The organism is Burkholderia sp. SIMBA_062, from assembly GCF_046534765.1.
GTDB lineage: Bacteria > Pseudomonadota > Gammaproteobacteria > Burkholderiales > Burkholderiaceae > Burkholderia > Burkholderia ambifaria.
Window position 1 is genome coordinate 22,233 of the sequence record NZ_JAWRYD010000008.1, and the last position, 17,033, is coordinate 39,265.

At 66.5% G+C, this 17,033-nt stretch carries 12 protein-coding genes and 1 pseudogene; 6 read left to right on the forward strand and 7 right to left on the reverse strand.

Annotated features, from left to right (window positions below; all coding sequences use genetic code 11):
- Nucleotides 1-31 precede the first annotated feature (31 nt).
- Nucleotides 32-481 (reverse strand): HU family DNA-binding protein, encoded by a 450-nt coding sequence (locus SB786_RS10465; RefSeq protein WP_006754477.1) that lies wholly within the window; start codon nucleotides 479-481, stop codon nucleotides 32-34.
- A gap of 64 nt (nucleotides 482-545) precedes the next feature.
- Between SB786_RS10465 and SB786_RS10470 the strand changes: the two are divergent.
- Together SB786_RS10470 and SB786_RS10475 are read left to right on the forward strand one after the other, a co-directional pair.
- Nucleotides 546-773: pseudogene (locus SB786_RS10470) on the forward strand (hypothetical protein); the annotation flags it as partial.
- Between the two features lie 252 nt (nucleotides 774-1,025).
- Nucleotides 1,026-2,144, forward strand: a complete 1,119-nt coding sequence (locus SB786_RS10475; RefSeq protein ID WP_410727400.1) for an acyltransferase family protein — start codon at nucleotides 1,026-1,028, stop codon at nucleotides 2,142-2,144.
- Between the two features lie 522 nt (nucleotides 2,145-2,666).
- Here the strand turns inward: SB786_RS10475 and galU are convergent.
- Complete coding sequence (gene galU / locus SB786_RS10480; protein WP_006754479.1) at nucleotides 2,667-3,554, reverse strand: UTP--glucose-1-phosphate uridylyltransferase GalU; 888 nt, start codon at nucleotides 3,552-3,554, stop codon at nucleotides 2,667-2,669.
- 228 nt (nucleotides 3,555-3,782) lie between these two features.
- Nucleotides 3,783-4,094, reverse strand: a complete 312-nt coding sequence (locus tag SB786_RS10485) for a hypothetical protein (protein ID WP_410727563.1) — start codon at nucleotides 4,092-4,094, stop codon at nucleotides 3,783-3,785.
- Nucleotides 4,095-4,139: 45 nt separating this feature from the next.
- Between SB786_RS10485 and SB786_RS10490 the strand changes: the two genes are divergently transcribed.
- On the forward strand, nucleotides 4,140-5,315 hold the full coding sequence (locus SB786_RS10490) for an acyltransferase family protein (protein WP_410727401.1): 1,176 nt from the start codon (nucleotides 4,140-4,142) through the stop codon (nucleotides 5,313-5,315).
- 542 nt (nucleotides 5,316-5,857) lie between these two features.
- Here the strand turns inward: SB786_RS10490 and SB786_RS10495 are convergent.
- Genes SB786_RS10495 through SB786_RS10505 form a run of 3 tightly spaced genes read right to left on the reverse strand, consistent with a single transcriptional unit; the run spans nucleotide 5,858 to nucleotide 12,014 of the window.
- Entirely contained in the window at nucleotides 5,858-8,317 is a 2,460-nt protein-coding gene (locus SB786_RS10495) for a glycosyltransferase family 4 protein (RefSeq protein ID WP_410727402.1), read from the reverse strand.
- A complete protein-coding gene (locus tag SB786_RS10500) occupies nucleotides 8,314-9,780 on the reverse strand; it encodes an oligosaccharide flippase family protein (protein ID WP_410727403.1) in 1,467 nt (488 codons plus the stop codon). The genes SB786_RS10495 and SB786_RS10500 overlap by 4 nt, the downstream gene beginning before the upstream one ends.
- A gap of 41 nt (nucleotides 9,781-9,821) precedes the next feature.
- Nucleotides 9,822-12,014, reverse strand: coding sequence for a hypothetical protein (locus tag SB786_RS10505; RefSeq protein ID WP_410727554.1), 2,193 nt, complete (start codon nucleotides 12,012-12,014; stop codon nucleotides 9,822-9,824).
- A gap of 492 nt (nucleotides 12,015-12,506) precedes the next feature.
- Between SB786_RS10505 and SB786_RS10510 the strand changes: the two genes are divergently transcribed.
- Genes SB786_RS10510 through SB786_RS10520 form a run of 3 tightly spaced genes read left to right on the forward strand, consistent with a single transcriptional unit; the run spans nucleotide 12,507 to nucleotide 15,608 of the window.
- Nucleotides 12,507-13,571 (forward strand): acyltransferase family protein, encoded by a 1,065-nt coding sequence (locus SB786_RS10510; RefSeq protein WP_105788822.1) that lies wholly within the window; start codon nucleotides 12,507-12,509, stop codon nucleotides 13,569-13,571.
- A 35-nt stretch (nucleotides 13,572-13,606) separates the two neighbouring features.
- Nucleotides 13,607-14,653 (forward strand): GDP-mannose 4,6-dehydratase, encoded by a 1,047-nt coding sequence (gene gmd, locus SB786_RS10515; protein WP_410727404.1) that lies wholly within the window; start codon nucleotides 13,607-13,609, stop codon nucleotides 14,651-14,653.
- Nucleotides 14,640-15,608, forward strand: a complete 969-nt coding sequence (locus tag SB786_RS10520) for an NAD-dependent epimerase/dehydratase family protein (RefSeq protein ID WP_410727405.1) — start codon at nucleotides 14,640-14,642, stop codon at nucleotides 15,606-15,608. Before gmd ends, SB786_RS10520 begins: the two co-directional genes overlap by 14 nt.
- A 93-nt stretch (nucleotides 15,609-15,701) precedes the next feature.
- Here the strand turns inward: SB786_RS10520 and SB786_RS10525 are convergent, their stop codons facing one another.
- Nucleotides 15,702-16,895: an O-succinylhomoserine sulfhydrylase gene (locus SB786_RS10525; protein WP_410727406.1), complete on the reverse strand. Its 1,194-nt coding sequence runs from the start codon at nucleotides 16,893-16,895 to the stop codon at nucleotides 15,702-15,704.
- Between the last annotated feature and the right edge of the window lie 138 nt (nucleotides 16,896-17,033).

The following is a 17,033-nucleotide window of genomic DNA, read 5'->3' on the forward strand; positions in this document are numbered from 1 at the left end:
CCGACTTGCATTCGGCGGCCGTTACGCGGCATTACGCAGCCGCGTCCTTCAGCTTCTTCAGCGCACGTGCCTTCACGCGCACGCTGGCCGGCTTTGCCGGGAACCAGCGCTCTTCGCCCGTGAACGGATCCTTGCCGAAGCGCTTCTTCTTCGCCGGCACGACTTGCGCCGTGATCTTCAGCAGACCCGGCAGCGTGAACTCGCCTGCGCCCTTCTTGTGAACCGAGCCCAGCACGACGTTCTCGAGTGCGGTGAGCACTGCCTTGACCGCCTTCACTTCGACAGCTGCACGCTCAGCGATGTGCGTTGCGAGCGATGCCTTCGTGAACTTGTCCTTCAGCGGCGTCGGAGCGGCCGGTGCTGCCTTCGCGACAGCCTTCTTGGCCACTACTTTCTTCGCGGGCGCAGCCTTTTTTGCAGCCACTTTCTTGGTGGCCGGTGCGGCAGCCTTCTTGGCCACCTTTTTTGCGGAAGTCGCCATGTTTCTCCTACCAGGTGTGGTCGTTGGATACACGAAGCGTGCAACGCGCGCGCTTCAACGCCGGATTCTACAAGCGCCTCGACGCTTCGTGCAGTACTTTTATGCGTTTTCGCGGGGTTTCCCGCAGGTTTTGTTGCGCGCGACCGACTTCATCGATGCCGCAGGGTCTGTTTTCGCATGGAACGCACATGCGTTGCCACGAGAACGGCCGCTCGCGAGGCGCGTGACGCAGCGAATACTGGACGTATTCGCAAGGAGCGCAACGCGGCGAGCGGCCGTTCTCGTGGCAACCCCAAGTTAAAAAATCCACTCCACGGGAATGCCCTCAATCGTCCGCATGGCGGCGTCGCTCGTCACTTGTTTGGCTCGGCCAAACGGCGCTCCTCACTTCTTGCCCTGCGCGCGATTGCGGGCATTCGCATGTGCGTTCCATGCGAAAACAGACCCTCGCATCGAAAAACACCGCCACGTATACGTCCGAACGCGAATTACGTTCGATATTTGCACACCTATACTGACCTCGCTCAGTGCCCCGGATGCCTTCATGCGCGAAGTCAGATACGTCAAAGGACTCGACGGCCTGCGAGCCCTCGCCGTCATCCTCGTTTTCCTGTCCCACAAGGGCCACGTCCTCGCTGTCGACGTGGGCAAGCTCGGTGTGTGGACGTTTTTCTTCATCAGCGGATTCCTGATCGTCGGCGAGTTGCATCGCAACCGTCAGGCAATCGAATGCGGCACGATGGGTCGCCGCCACGCGCTCGCGCTGTTCCTCGCGAAGCGCGCGCTGCGGATCTTTCCCGTCTACTACCTGCTGCTCGCCGCGCTCGCGATCGCGCACGCGCTGTTCTACCAGCGCGGCGTCAATCTCGGGCTCGCGTGGCACGCCGCGTTCCTGTCGAACTACTGGATCGGCGTCGTCAAGGACGGCTGGCCGGGCTCCACGTCGCACTTCTGGAGCCTCGCGGTCGAGCAGCAGTTCTATCTGATCGCGCCGCTCACGCTGCTCGCGGTGCCGGCCGCGCGCCACGTCGCGCTCGGCGTCGCGGCCGTCGCGCTGTGCGCGCTCGCGCATCTCGCGCTGTACGCGTTCGACGCATCGCCGGTGCTGATCTACGCGTTTTCCCCGTGGAATTTCGCGCTGATCGCGCTGGGCGGCGTCGGTGCGATGGCGCTCGCCGATTGCGGCCCGACCGTCGTCCGCCGCATTCCGCCCGGCTGGCTCGGGGCCATCGGCGTCGTGTTCTTCCTCACGCTCCCCGCATTCACGGCGCTGCCGGACATCGTCTCGGGGCTCGTGGATCTCGGGCTGTCCGTGTCGCTCGGCGCGCTGATGCTGTGGATCGTCACCGAGCCTGACCATCCGGCCGTGGCGCTGCTCGACTGGGCGCCGCTCGTCTATCTCGGCACGATCAGCTACGGCTTCTACCTGTTCCACAACCTGATTCCGGCACGTTTCGGCGAGCTGCCGGCGCTGTTCGCACACGTGCCGATGCCCGGAGTCGTCCGGGAAGTGCTGCCCGAACTGCTGCAGTTCGCGCTCGCCGTGCTGCTTGCCCATCTGTCGTGGCGCTATCTGGAAAAACGCCTGCTCGACTTCAAGAAGCCGATCGCCGCGATGCTGGCCCGATACTTCGTCGCGCGGCCGAGCACGTCGCCGCGCTGAACGGAACAGTCGTCCGCCCGCGACGCCAGCGGAAAACAGGCGTCGGGGCCCGCGACGCCGGGCACCGAAACGGTGCGGCCGCCGGCCCCGTTCGTCCGTCGGGACCACGCATCACGTCGGCGGATGACAGTGCCGCCGCGGCAACGTGGCGACGTGGCGCTTCGTCGACATCCACCGCGAAGCGACACCCCACCCAGCATCAACGATGGCTATCGCCCCGCGCAACCTTTGCCCCTGAGGCCACACGCAACCGGCACGTCGGTGCCGGTTTCATCGCCACGGTGCCCGGGGGCCAGCCCACCGGGAAACGCGCACCCGGCAACCGAATCGCGCGTTGCTGCACACTGGAATCACCGCGCACCCCCGGATTCGATCCCGCCGGATTCGACCGCGCCGATTGCCCCGCAACTACCCCACACCGCGCGTTCCCCACCTCGCCCACACGCAAAAAAGCCCCGGCGCACAAGGCAGCCGGGGCCAACGGAACAACCACCACCTGAAACAGCGGAGCAGCGTGGCTGCTTATGCAACAGCAGCCAGCGCGGGCAGGCAGGTACGCAGGTACGCCTCGAATTCGCGGCTCACTTCGGGATGCTGGAGCGCGAGCTCGACGGTCGCCTTCAGATAACCGATCTTGCTGCCGCAATCGAAACGCGTGCCGAAGTAGCGATACGCGAGCACCTGTTCGTTCGCGAGCAGCGACTGAACGGCGTCGGTCAACTGCAGTTCGCCGCCCGCGCCCGGCTTGAGCTTGCGCAGATGATCGAAGATCGTCGGCATGAATACGTAGCGGCCGACCACGCCGAGGTTCGACGGCGCGTCTTCCGGCGCCGGCTTCTCGATGATGCCCGACAGCTTGATGATGTCCTCTTCCCACTCGCGGCCTTCGACGACGCCGTACGAGCGGCTGTCCTCGCGCGGGATCGTCTCGACCCCGATCACCGAGCTGTGATAGTGGTCGAACACGTCGACGAGCTGCTTGAGCACCGGCTGTTCGCCGTGCAGCAGGTCGTCGGCGAGGATCACCGCGAACGGCTCGCCGTGCACGAGCTTTTCCGCACACAACACCGCATGGCCGAGGCCGAGCGCTTCCGGCTGGCGCACGTAGAAGCAGTTCACGTGGCTCGGCTTGATGCCGCGCACGAGCTCGAGCAGCTTTTCCTTGCCGCGCGCCTCGAGTTCGGCCTCGATCTCGTAGGACTTGTCGAAGTGATCCTCGATCGCGCGCTTGCTGCGCCCCGTCACGAAGATCATCTCGGTAATACCGGCGTTGATCGCTTCCTCGACCGCGTACTGGATCAACGGCTTGTCGACGACGGGCAGCATTTCCTTCGGGCTCGCCTTCGTTGCCGGGAGGAACCGCGTGCCGAGACCGGCAACGGGAAACACGGCCCTGGTGACTTTCAACATGTTCGCATCCTGATTGCGTTGACTGCGCCGCGTCGCCCTGCGACCCGGCGCGATTGTTTTCCGAACGGCATATCGAGAATCGACGGAACGGCCAATTCCACTCCGCTCATTTTCGATATGGAACGATCGCCCATGTTTCCGAAAAATAGATAATCCGCGAATCCGGTCGATATTGCCGAACCGATTGCCGAAGCAGAAACAAATTACCGATTTTCCGGATACAAATTCTTACGAATCGAATTCTTCGATAAACGGGACGCCGCCCCGCTCGAGGCCCGGGCGAATCGGCTCGTTCTGCAGCGCCTCGCGGTACGCCGACAGCACGGCCATGACCAGCAGTACAGCCGCGCTAGCGATCCAATGCATGTCCATCTTGCCGCTCCTTGCATCAATCAACTGGAGCTTCAAACTATCAGAAAAAAATCCGCAAATAATTGTAGCCGCTGCCAAACCGCTTTCAGCGCCGGATAAAACCACCATCTGAAATACCGTTATTTCACGGCGGGATTTTTTTATTGATTCGATCGAATTCTTGCGCATTACGATTGGACCATCCCCTTCATCCGTCGCAAGGAATCGAATCGCATGCAAGCTTTCAGCGGATCGCCTTTGACCGCGCCGCCCGTCGCCGACCACAAGGAACATGTGATCGACGCGATGCGCGGGTTCGCGGCGCTGCTCGTCGCCTATTTCCATTGCCGCCAGGTCGTCTGGGTCGGCATGCAGAGCTTCCATCGTGCTTACGGCCATGCGCTCGACCCGAGCGTGATCGTCGGCTACCTGACCTTCCCGTTCGGGTGGGGATCCGCCGGCGTGCCGATCTTCTTCGTGATCAGCGGCTATTGCATCCACCGCAACGCGGCGCTCAAGCTCGCGGCCAATCCCGCGTACCGGCTCGACGCCACGAACTTCTGGGCGCGCCGCTTCGCGCGGATCTACCCCGTGCTGCTCGCCGCGCTGCTGTTCACGCTCGCGATGGACGCGGTCAGCCTGCAGATCGCGCCCGTCAGCCACAAGATCCGCGACGTCGGCCTTACCGCGTTCCTCGTGAACCTGTTCTCGCTGCAGGGCGTCGCCGGCTACACGTACGGGTCGAACGGCGCACTGTGGACGCTGTCGCTCGAAGTCCAGTTCTATGCGATCTACCCGCTGCTGTTCGCGCTGCGCCGGCGCATCGGGATGCCGGCCATCGTGGCGACCGTCGCGCTCGTCAACGTCGCGTCGGCATGGCTGCTCGAACGGCACGACCTGCAGTTCTTCACGTCGTACTGGCTGTCCTGGACGATCGGCGCGTGGATCGCCGACGTGCGCGCACAGCCGGCACACGGCACGGCCGCGGTGCCGTCGCGCGCGTGGTACCTCGCGGCCGCCGTGCTGCTGGCCGCGGGCTGCGGCGCGTTCCATATCGGCCAGTACGGCGCATTCCAGCTGTGGGCGGGCGGCTTCGCGTGCTTCCTGTACCGCGCGCTCGCGTGCCCGCCGCACCCGACGCCGCTGCTGCGCGTGCTCGGCTGGTTCGGCGACTTCAGCTATTCGCTGTACCTCGTCCACCTGCCGCTGTTCGTCTGCCTCGGCTCGGTGCTGTTCCATTCCGAACTGCAACTGTCGATCTGGCCGTCGTTCGCGTTCATGGCCGCCGCGATTCCGGTCGCCTACGTGTTCTACCGGCTGTTCGAACGCCCGGCGATGATGTGGTCGGCAAGCCTGAAGCCGACCCGCACCGCTCGCGTCGTCGCGCCGGCCCCCGAACGGGCCGTCTGAGCGGCGCCGTTCCGACGTTCACCGCCCCCGTCCGGCCTCAGGCTGCGCGGGGGCTTTTACATGGGTGGAACGGGCGCCGAAATCCGCAGGGATCCATTCGCGCGCCGGGTCGCGGCAGGTACCCGGTACGCAAGCATCCCAATCGAGCCAGACGGCCGTCAGGGCGGCTGCACTGACGTCACATCGCCAACCCCTCGCCGGCTTCGCGCCATGACCGCACGGCGCCGCTCAGCGCGTTCCGTCAAGCGATCACGACGCGGGCGACAGCCGCGTTCGCGTGATCCCTGCGCGAACGCCGCATCGGCCCATCCCGGCACCCGCGCCCGTCGCCCGTCGCCCCTCGCCCCTCGCCCGTCGCCCCTCGCCCCTCGCCCCTCGCCCCTCGCCCATCGCCCCTCGCCCCTCGCCCCTCGCCCATCGCCCCTCGCCCCTCGCCCCTCCGCGCGATACTCGCCCGCCCACCCAAAAGCAAAGCCCTCATGCAGCACGACACCGCATGAGGGCTCGTTTCCCGACGCATCGCGCGTCGGGGCGCACCGCGCCTACCGCTTCTTCGCCTTCGCGGCCTTCGCCGTATCCGCGAGAATCTTCTCGACCCGCTCCACATAGGTTTCGGTGCCGAACCGGCGCACCGCGGTCGCCCGCCCGCTCGCGACGAGCCGCTCGCGCAGCGCGGCGTCGTGCTTCAGCCGGCCCAACGCATCAGCCAGCGCGGCCGCGTTGCCCGGCTCGCAGAGCAGCCCGTTCTCACCGTCCTCGATGATCTCGACGACCCCGCCCGCGCGCGCCGCGACCACCGGCCGCCGCGCGAGCATCCCCTCGACGATCACCCGCCCGAACGGCTCGGGCGTGATCGACGTATGCGCGACCACGTCGACCGCCTTCATGCACGCGGCCACGTCGCGCTGGAACCCGAGGAAATGGACGCGGTCGTCCATCCCGTGACGCGCGACGATCTCGTGCAGTTGCGCCGCGTATTCGTCCTCGCCGAACAGCGGCGCGCCGACCAGCACCACGTGCATGTCGGGATGGCGTGCCGCGGCCTCCAGCAGCAGGTGTTGCCCCTTCCAGTGCGCGAGGCGGCTGAACGAGCCGACCAGCCATGCATGCTCGGGCAGCCCGAAGCGCGCGCGCAGCGCGGCCTGGCTGGTATTGTCCAGCGCATCGAACGGTTCGGCCGAAATGCCGTTGAACACGACGTCGACGTGCTGCGGCGTGAAGCCCGTCAGCGCGCGGAACGCCTGCGCGGACGCGTCCGAGTTCGCGATCACGCGCGTGACGCCGAACCGCGCGCAGTACTTGATCGCCATCAGTTGCTTGCTGCCGAAATGGTCGCCGCTGACGATGTCGCGCAGGTGCCACACCACCGGCTTGCGCGCGAGCCGCCCGGCCAGCGCCGCGACCACCATCGCGCGCTGCGTGTTCGCGTAGATCACCTCGGCGCGCCGTGCGCGCCGCGCGACGTCGCGCACCAGGCCGGCGAGCCGCTTCAACGCGCCTACCGACACGCCACCCTGCTTGCGCACCCCGGCGAGCGCGCCCTGGTCCAGCACGTCGACGCGCGCGCCGATCTCGTCGAGCGCCGCGCGAAACGGGCCGTCGTCGAACAGCAGAACGTCGGCGTTCGCGCGCATGTGCTTCATGATCTCCAGCAGCGACAGCTCCGCGCCGCCGAGCACGCCGCTCTGGTCCAGCACCAGCGTCGCCGGGCCGTGCGCGGCCGGCATCGGCGCGGCGCTGCCGCGCTGCGCGGTCGCGCCGGGCAGCGCGGCCTCCACATAGTCGAGAAAACGCCGGCGGAACGTGTCGGCGGAGAAGCGCTCCGCATTCGCGCGGCACGCATGCGGCGTGAAACGCTGCGGCGCGCGCTCGAAATCGTCGACCGCCGCGACGATCGCGTGCGGCGTCTGCTCGTCGAAGAACAGGCCGGTCGGGTTCGCGTGCGAGCGCGGCTCGAGCACGGTTTCGAGCGCACCGCCCTTCCCGTACGCGATCACGGGCGTGCCGCACGCCTGCGCCTCGACCACCGAAATCCCGAAATCCTCCTCGGCCGCGAACACGAACGCCTTCGCGCGGCGCATCCGGTCGTGCAGCACCGCGAACGGCTGGTAGCCCATGATCTCGACGTTCGGGCCGGCCTTCGCGCGGATCTTCTGCATCTCCGGGCCGTCGCCGATCACGACGAGCTTGCGCTCCGGCGTGCGCGAGAAGGCCTCGACGATCAGGTCGATCTTCTTGTACGGCACCATCCGCGACGCGGTCAGGTAGAAATCGTCCTTCACCTCGTTCAGCGAGAAGCCGTCGACGTCGACCGGCGGGAAGATCACCGCCGCGTCGCGGTGATACACCTTGCGGATGCGTCGCGCGATGAACGCCGAGTTCGCGACGAACCCGTCCACCGCATTCGCGGTGCGCGTATCCCAGTTGCGGATGTAATGCAGGATCATCCGCGCGAGCAGCGATTTCGCCCCTTGCGTGAGGTTCGACTGTTCCAGATACTGGTGCTGCAGATCCCACGCATAGCGGATCGGCGAATGCACGTAGCTGATGTGCATCTGGTCCGGCCCCGTCAGCACGCCCTTCGCGACCGCATGGCTGCTGGAGATCACGAGGTCGTAGTCCGACACGTCGAGTTGCTCGATCGCGAGCGGCATCAGCGGCAGGTAGCTGCGGTACTTGGTACGCGCGAACGGCAGTTTCTGGATGAACGAGGTCGTCACCGGCTTGCCGCGCACGAACGCGCGATCGTCGAGAAAATCGACGAGGCTGAACAGGTCCGCGTCGGGAAAGCACGCGACGATCTGTTCGAGCACGCGCTCGGCGCCCGCATACGTGACGAGCCAGTCGTGGACGATCGCCACGCGCAGCGGACGCGACGCATCGCGTGCGCCCGACGGCGCGGCCGCTTCGGTCCGGCGCAACGATGCGGCGCCGGCTTCGGCCACGGCGGCATCCGCCGCGGCCACGTTCAGGATGGCGTGTTCCGCCAGATCGCGATTCATATCGTTTTCCTCGCATTGAGACGGACGAACAGGTCGCGCACGAGCGCGCGCAGCCCCGGCGTCATCGTGAGCGACCACGCAAGGTTCAGCAGCAGCACGACCGCGCAAAGGCCGATCGACTCGCCGAGCCCGGACCACGCTTGCGCGAGAAACAGGCTCGCGAGCAGGAAGGCGAGATGCGCGAGCATGTCGAGCAAGATCGCGCGCATCCGGATTGCCGACAGGTAAAGCAGCACGCCGTAATCGACCAGCGCGCGGGCAGCGACGACCACCGCCGCGCCGATCAGCCCGAAGTGATGAATGCCGAACCACAGCCCGCCGACGAAGAACGGCATCTCGACGAGCCCCGCGAACGCCGCGCGGGCCGGGTTGACCTGCGACTGGATCAGGATGCGCGTGACGCTCGCCTGGCCGACGAGCCATACGCTGATCACCAGCACGCGGCCGACCGGCGCGGAATGCGTGGCGAGATCGGCGCCGACCCACAGCGTGAGGAACGGCGCGAGCGCGAAGATCGCGACGATGCCGACCGGCGTGAACACGCCGTTCAGGAATTCGAGCGACTGGCGCGCGAGCGTATCGGCGTGATCGCGGCCCACCGCCGACAGGCGCGGGAACAGCGTGCGCACCAGCGCGTTCGGCAGCATGTTCAGGCGCGTGACGAGGTTCTGCGGCACCGTGTAGTAGGTGACGAACTTCGCGCCCATGCCGGCGCCGAGCATCACGCGATCGAGCGTGTCGGCGATCATGCTCGTCGTGCTCGCGATCAGCATCCAGCCGCCGAAGTTGAACAACCCTTTCGCGGTGCCCCATTGCGGCGGGTCGATGCGCCGGATCCCGAGCACCTTGATGCTCGCGTGACCAAGCATCACCGCCGCGACGAGCCGCGCGACGACCGCGGCCGCCAGCACCGTCTGCAGGTTCGGCGCGATCCACCACGCGGCGCCGAGCGGCAGCAGCTGGAACAGGAACGTGCCGATCGTCTGGTTCGTGTTGAACACGCCGAACCGTTCGGCGCCGTTGATCGCGCCGGCGAACACCCACGACACGTTCGCGAGCGGAATCGCGAGCGCGAGCCACGGCAGCGCGAGATACACCTCGTGCTGCATCGCCGCCGACACCTTCGTGAAATACGCGGTGTAGACGAACGCGCCGAAATAGATCAGCAGGCCGCCCACGATGCCGGTGCCGAGGTTCAGCCAGAACGCGCTCCAGAAGACCCGCGCGCTTTCGTCCGCGTTGCCGCTCACGAGCGCCTTCGAGATGTGGTTCTGCGCGGCCATGCTCATCCCGAGATCGAGAATCCCGAAATAGCCGATCAGCGTCCACACGAGGCTCACGACGCCGTAGCGTTCGACACCCAGCGCGTGGATATAGGCGGGCACCGTCACCAGCGACACGAAGGTCGGCAGGATCAGCCCGATGAAGTTGATCGAAACGTTCTTGAGTATGCCTTTGTCCATGCTTCTACCTTGTGTGACGGCGACGACGACGGTGCGCCGCGTCACGGTTTCCAGCGATACATCAGCACCTTGCCGCGCGCGTCTTCCTCGACGAACACCAGGTATTCGCCGTTCTCGCGCCGGAACGCGCTGATGCCGAACGGCACGTCGACCCAGCCCGACGCCTTGCCGACCTCGGCGCCCGGGCTCATCACGCCGACTTCCTTGCCGGTTTCCTTGTCATATACGTGGATCTTGCCGACCGGCTCCACCGTGAAGATGTAGCGGCCCTCCACGGTGATCCCGATCAGGTCGAGGATCGGCTTCGCATCGAGCTGCCACGGCAACGCGACCGTGTAGCGCACGACCGGCGAGCCGGTCGACCACTTGTCGAAGCGCACCAGCACGCGGCCGACTTCCTTGTTGATGCCCGGCTGCGGCGGCGCGTCGGCCGTGTAGCCCGTCACGTACAGCGTGTCCGTCTGCGGCTCGTAGATCGCGCGGCGCAGCTGCGTGAACGGCTGCGGCATCGGATAGGTCGTGACCTTGTCATACGAGTAGATCGGGTTGCCGGCCTTGTCGACGCCGCCATAGCTGAAGCGATGGATCCCGCGCACGTCGCTCGTGCGCCAGATGTCGCCCTTCGTGTCGACCCACCAGCCCCAGCCGCCCGCCTTTGCCTTGCCCGTCGTATTGATCGTGAATTCGTCGGCGTCGAGCCGGCCGTTGCCGTTCGCGTCGCGCCAGAGCCAGTCGCCGCCCGGCGGCTTGTTCGGTACCTTGTCGACCGGCCGCGCGCGGCCCGCGATCAGGCCCGACGGAATCGCGACCTCGCCGTCGCGCTTCGCGTCGAAGCGGTAGATCTTCAGGTGGTCGGCGTACATGTCGGTCAGGTACAGGAACGTGCGGCCGTCCACGCGCCGCGCGAACGGCATGCCGGGATACTGGTCCGTGTGGAACACGGGATCGTCCGGATACTTGAAGCGGTTCGACAGGAATCCGGCATATTTCCAATCCTGGCCCGGCGGCTTCGACAGATCGAGCTCGAAGCGCTTGTTGCCCGTATACACGCTGTTCGGCCGTGCGGGATCGAGCCACGCGCCGTCTACGAACAGCAGCCCCTGCACCTGCCAGCGCAGCTTGCCGTCCGGCGTGTAGCTCTCGAGCACCGCGCCCAGCCCCGCGCCGATCGTGTCGTGACGCGGCCCGATGCCGTTCATCGACACATACACGTTGCCCGCGCGATCGACGCCCACGCCGGTCAGCCCGTTGAAGCGCTGCGGCCCCGGGCGGCCCGGCACCGGGCCCGCGAAGATGCCGCCGCGCTCGCCGAGCGTGCCGGACGGCGCATAGCCCTTGCCGCCTTTCGAGAAGATCAGCACCTGCTGGCGCGCACCGTTGTCCGCCACCAGCACGCGTCCCTTCGCATCGACCGCCACGTCCACCGCTTCGGTGCCTTCGGGCAGCGCCGGCGCGTCGTCCAGCTTGCGGCCGTCCGCGCGCACGTGCACGAGGCGCGCGGGCCCGCCGATCGTGTCGGTGAGCAGCCACAGCGTGCCGTCGCCGGCAAGCGCGATGCGGCCCGGCTCGTGCGCACTCCACGTGCCCTTCTTCTGCATCGTCTCGGCGTCGTACACGTCGACTTCGTCATGCGACGGGTTCGTCGCGAACAGCGTCTTGTCGTCCGCCCCGAGGCCGCCCACTTCGGCCTTCGCCTCGCCCACTTCCGAGCGTGCGGGGGCCGCCACCTCGTTCATCACCATGAAGCTCGCGGCCATCCGCGCGCGCCCGGCATCGGCGCGCCCGCCCGGCGCGACCTGCGGCGCCGCGCGAAACGGCGCCGGCTGTTTCATGTCGCCGATCGTACGCCGCGAAATGCCGAACCACTGCTTGCCCTTGTCCGGCCAGATGCCGGGCGACTGCAGATGGCCACGCTCGTTGCCGACGCCGATCGCGACGTACGCATACTTGCCGTTCACCGCGACCGCGTTGCCGCCGAGGTTGCCCCAGCCGTGCGTGCCGCCGGCGAAGCCGAGCATCTTCCCGTCCTGGTAGACACTCGCCTCGGCGCCGCTCTCGTCCCACGGCGCGTTCGTATATACCTTGCCGTCGGGCGTCACCGCGATCGCGCGAATGTCGATCTGCGTCCAGCTGCCGTCGCCATAGCCGAACGTGTTGCCGATCCACGACGTGGTCGCGGGCAACACGGTTTCAGCCGGGGCGGCGCTCACGGACAGCGCCGCGCATACCGTCATGCCAATCAGAATCAGACGTCGCAATGCGCTCTCCAGACTCGATGCAACAGCAACGGGCAGCGCGGCGGACTGCCTGCCCGGATGCCCTGTCACTAAATGGGTTTCAAACGTCGCGATGCAGGTTACAAGCAAAAATAATCACAAGAAATTTGGAAATATTTGAGGATGTTTCCGTGTGAAATATCGCGCCGGAACAGCGCGAAATAGCCGCCGCAAAGCGGCAATAACGACCGCCTTTCGCACGCCGATCCGTAGAAAATGCCGCTCCGGCCCGCCTGACGGAGCGCCCGGCCTGCAAACCTTTCTTGTCGCGATTGAAACGACCGGTATTCGAAGGTTTTCGGCCGGATAAATGACACGCGTTTTTTTGCCGATTTCTTTTCCCTAGAATCGATTTCGATTCAATATTTCATTCAAACGCATGCATTACGTTCACGCATCGGATGCGCGGCGCGCCACGGCGCCGGCCGCGCGTCGCGAAGGAGCGGCGCGATGACGGGCATCTCGCGCACCGCCGACCTCGCCCCGCCGCAACACGGCCGCATCGTGCAGCTCGACGGGCTGCGCGCGATCGCCGTCGGCGCCGTGTTCCTGCAACACGCGCTGAAGGCGCCGCTCTGGATGGGCGTCGACCTGTTCTTCGTGCTGAGCGGCCTGCTGATCACGGGCATCCTGCTCGATCGCAAGGCGCGCGGGCAGTCGTACTTCAGCCACTTCTACGCTCGCCGCGTGCGCCGGATCCTGCCGCCGTACGTGCTGCTGCTCGTCGTGTCGACGCTGCTGTTCGGCGCGAGCTGGCTGCCGCACTGGCCGTGGTTCGCGTTCTTCTCGACCAACATCGGGCTGTCGCTCGGCAGCATCGGGCACGACAGCCTGAACGTGCTGTGGTCGCTCGCCGTCGAGGAGCAGTTCTACATCTTCTGGCCGTTCGTCGTGCTGTGGTGTTCGGAGCGCGCGCTGCTGTGGATCGCCGCCGCGCTCATCGTCGCGGCTCCCGTGCTGCGCGCCATCGCGACGCCGTGGTTCGATTCGTTCTGGCCGATCTACTACCTGACGCCATTCCGGATGGACCTGCTCGCCGCGGGCGCGTTGCTCGCGATCGTGCTGCGCCGTGACCGGCGCGCGCTGGAACCGTTCTATCCGCTCGCGATCGTCGGCGCGCTCGTGTCGCTCGCGATCCTCGGCTGGCTGCATCTGTCGTTCCCGCGTTTTCGCGCGGCGAACACGCCGATGTCGAATGCCGCGCTCTACAGCATCTCGCTGCTGCTCTGCACGTCGATCGTCGTGATCGCGCTGCGCGGACGCGGCCTCGTGCAGCGCGTACTGACGAACCCGCTGCTCGTGTACGTCGGCACCGTCAGCTACACCGTCTACCTGATTCACCTGAGCGTGCTGTATGCGCTCTGGCCGCTGCACCTGAACCGCTTCGTCACGGCCGCGCTCGCCCTCGCGATCACGCTCGCCTACGCCACGCTCAGCTGGTACGGCTTCGAGCGACGCCTGACACGCGGCCCGGCGCGCAACACGCTGCCCGCCGCCGCGCGCACGACCGCCTGACTTTCTCAATCCATCGTTTCGACCAGGACATTGCCATGAGCCAAAACCGCAAGAAGGCCATCATCACGGGGATCACGGGGCAGGACGGCGCCTATCTGACCAAGCTGCTGCTCGACAAGGGCTACGAGGTCACGGGCACCTACCGCCGCACCAGCTCGGTGAACTTCTGGCGCATCGCCGAACTCGGCGTCGACACGCATCCGAACCTGTCGCTCGTCGAGCACGACCTGACCGATGCCGGCTCGAGCCTGCGACTGCTCGAACGCACGCAACCCGACGAGCTGTACAACCTGGCCGCGCAGAGCTTCGTCGGCGTGTCGTTCGACCAGCCGGCGACGACCGCCGAAGTCACGGGCATCGGCCCGCTGAACCTGCTCGAGGCGATCCGCGTGGTGAGCCCGAAGACGCGCTTCTACCAGGCGTCGACGTCCGAGATGTTCGGCAAGGTGCAGGCGATCCCGCAGACGGAAACGACCGCGTTCTACCCGCGCAGCCCGTACGGCGTCGCCAAGCTGTACGCGCACTGGATGACCGTGAACTATCGCGAGTCCTACGATCTGTTCGGCTGCAGCGGCATCCTGTTCAACCACGAATCGCCGCTGCGCGGCCGCGAGTTCGTCACGCGCAAGATCACCGACACCGTCGCGAAGATCCAGCTCGGCAAGGCGACCAAGCTCGAGCTCGGCAACCTCGACGCGAAGCGCGACTGGGGCTTCGCGCTCGAGTACGTCGAAGGAATGTGGCGGATGCTTCAGGTCGACGAACCCGACACCTACGTTCTCGCGACCAACCGCACCGAGACCGTGCGCGACTTCGTGCGGATGGCGTTCGCGGCCGCCGGTTACCAGCTCGAATGGACCGGCAAGGGCGAGCAGGAACGCGGCATCGACGCGTCGAACGGCAACGTGCTCGTCGAAGTGAACCCGAAGTTCTACCGCCCCGCCGAAGTCGATCTGCTGATCGGCTGCGCCGACAAGGCAAAAAGCAAGCTGGGCTGGGCGCCGCAGACGACGCTCGAGCAACTCTGCCAGATGATGGTCGAAGCCGATCTGACGCGGAATCGTCACCATGACACGTACTGAAGCCGGACGCCCGTCGCGCCGCGCGTTCGTCACGGGCCTCACAGGCTTCACCGGCCGCTACATGGCGCAGCGCCTCGAAGCCGCCGGCTACGACGTGTGGGGCACCGTGGCGCCCGGCGCGGCGCGGCCGGACGATCCGGCGTTCGCGAACTGCACGCTGCTGCCGGTCGACCTGCTCGATGCGAACGCGATGCGGGCGGCAGCGGCCGATGCGCGGCCCGATGCGGTCGTGCATCTCGCCGCGCGTGCGCATGTCGCGCAGGACGAGCCGCCGAAAACCTACGCGGTCAACATCGTCGGCACGCGCAACCTGCTGGCCGCGCTCGCGGGCCTCGACCGGCGTCCGTCCGCGGTACTGCTCGCCAGCAGCGCGAACGTCTACGGCAATTCGACGGCCGGCGTGCTCGACGAATCGGTCCTGCCCGCGCCCGCGAACGACTACGCGGTCAGCAAGCTCGCGATGGAATACGCGGCGAAGCTGTGGGCTGACCGGCTGCCGATCGTGATCGCGCGGCCGTTCAACTACACCGGCGTCGGCCAGGACGATGCCTATCTGCTGCCGAAGCTCGTGTCGCACTATGCGCGCAACGCCCCGCGCATCTCGCTCGGCAATCTCGACGTGAGCCGCGATTTCTCCGACGTGCGCGACGTGACGGCCGCCTACCTGAAGCTGCTCGAGGCGGCACCGGCCGGCGAGACGTTCAACGTCTGCTCGGAGCGCGCGTATTCGCTGAAGGAAGTGCTGGCGATGCTGGCGCGGATCGCCGGCTACGTGATCGACGTGACGATCGATCCGCGTTTCGTGCGGCACAACGAAATAAAGAGCCTGAGCGGGTCGCGCGACAAGCTGCGGCGCGCGGTAGGCGAGCTGCCCGCGACGCCGCTCGACGACACGCTGCGCTGGATGATGGAAGCGATGCGCGCCGTGCAGCGGCAGCCCGCGCACGCCGGCTGATTCCGGCAACGCGCGCGCGCCGGCCACAAGACAACGGGCCGCTCTGTCGAGCGGCCCGTCGTCATGTCGGCCGTGAAAAACCTGCCGCCGCGCTCAGCCCTCGAGGCCGCGCGTGAGATCGCGGCGCAGGTCGCCCGCATTCTCCAGGCCGACCGCGAGGCGGATCAGCCCTTCGGTGATGCCCGCGGCCGCACGCGCTTCCGGCGTGATGCGCGCGTGCGTCGTCGTCGCCGGATGCGTGATCGTCGTGCGCGTGTCGCCGAGGTTGCCGGTGATCGAGATCAGCTTCGTGCTGTCGATCACGCGCCACGCGTTCGCGCGCTGCTGCTCCGGCGTGTCGCCCTTCAGCTCGAACGATACGATCGCGCCGCCCGCCTTCTGCTGGCGCTTCGCGAGTTCATGCTGCGGATGCGATTCGAGCCCCGGATAGAACACGCGTGCGACGGCCGGATGCGAATCGAGCCAGCGCGCGATTTCCAGCGCGTTCGCCGATTGCTTCTCGACGCGCAGCGACAGCGTCTCCATCCCCTTCAGCAGCACCCACGCGTTGAACGCCGACAACGTGGGGCCCGCGCTGCGCACGAACGGGAACACCTTGCCCATGATGAATGCCTTCGAGCCGACCAGCGCGCCGCCGAGCACGCGGCCCTGCCCGTCGAGGAATTTCGTCGCCGAGTGCATCACGACGTCCGCGCCGAGCTTCAGCGGCTGCTGCAGCACCGGGCTGCAGAAACAGTTGTCGACGACGAACAGCGCGTTCGCCGCCTTCGCGATCTTGCCGATCGCCTCGATGTCGGCGAGCTCGGTCAGCGGGTTCGACGGCGTTTCGAGGAAGAACATCTTCGTTTCGGGCCGCACCGCTTCCTGCCATGCGTTCAGGTCGGTCGGGTCGACGAAGGTCGTCGTGATGCCGAACTTGCTGAAGATCTGCGAGAACATCCCGAGCGTCGAGCCGAACAGGCTGCGCGAGCTGACGAGGTGATCGCCCGCCTGCAGTGCCGACATCACGACCGACATGATCGCGGCCATGCCGGATGCCGTCGCGATGCAGGCCTCGCCGCCTTCGAGCGCGGCGAGACGATCCTGGAACATGGTGACGGTCGGGTTCGTGAAGCGCGAATAGGTGAAATAGTCTTCCGAATTCGCGAAGCGCTCGGCGGCCTCGGCCGCGCTCGTGAAGCAGAAGCTCGACGTGAGGAACAGCGCTTCCGAGTGCTCGTTGAAGTCGCTGCTACGCAGCGTGCCCGCGCGCACGGCGAGCGTGTCGAAATTGAGGGAGTCGTCCATGTTCCGTTTTCCGTATTCGAGGGTCGCGCCGCGGGTCGTGCATCGGGTGCGAACCCAGCCAAAAAACCAGGCCAAAACAAAAAGCCCGCTATGCGTCGGCATCAGCGGGCTTCGGTGCGGTACGACAGCAATCGACTC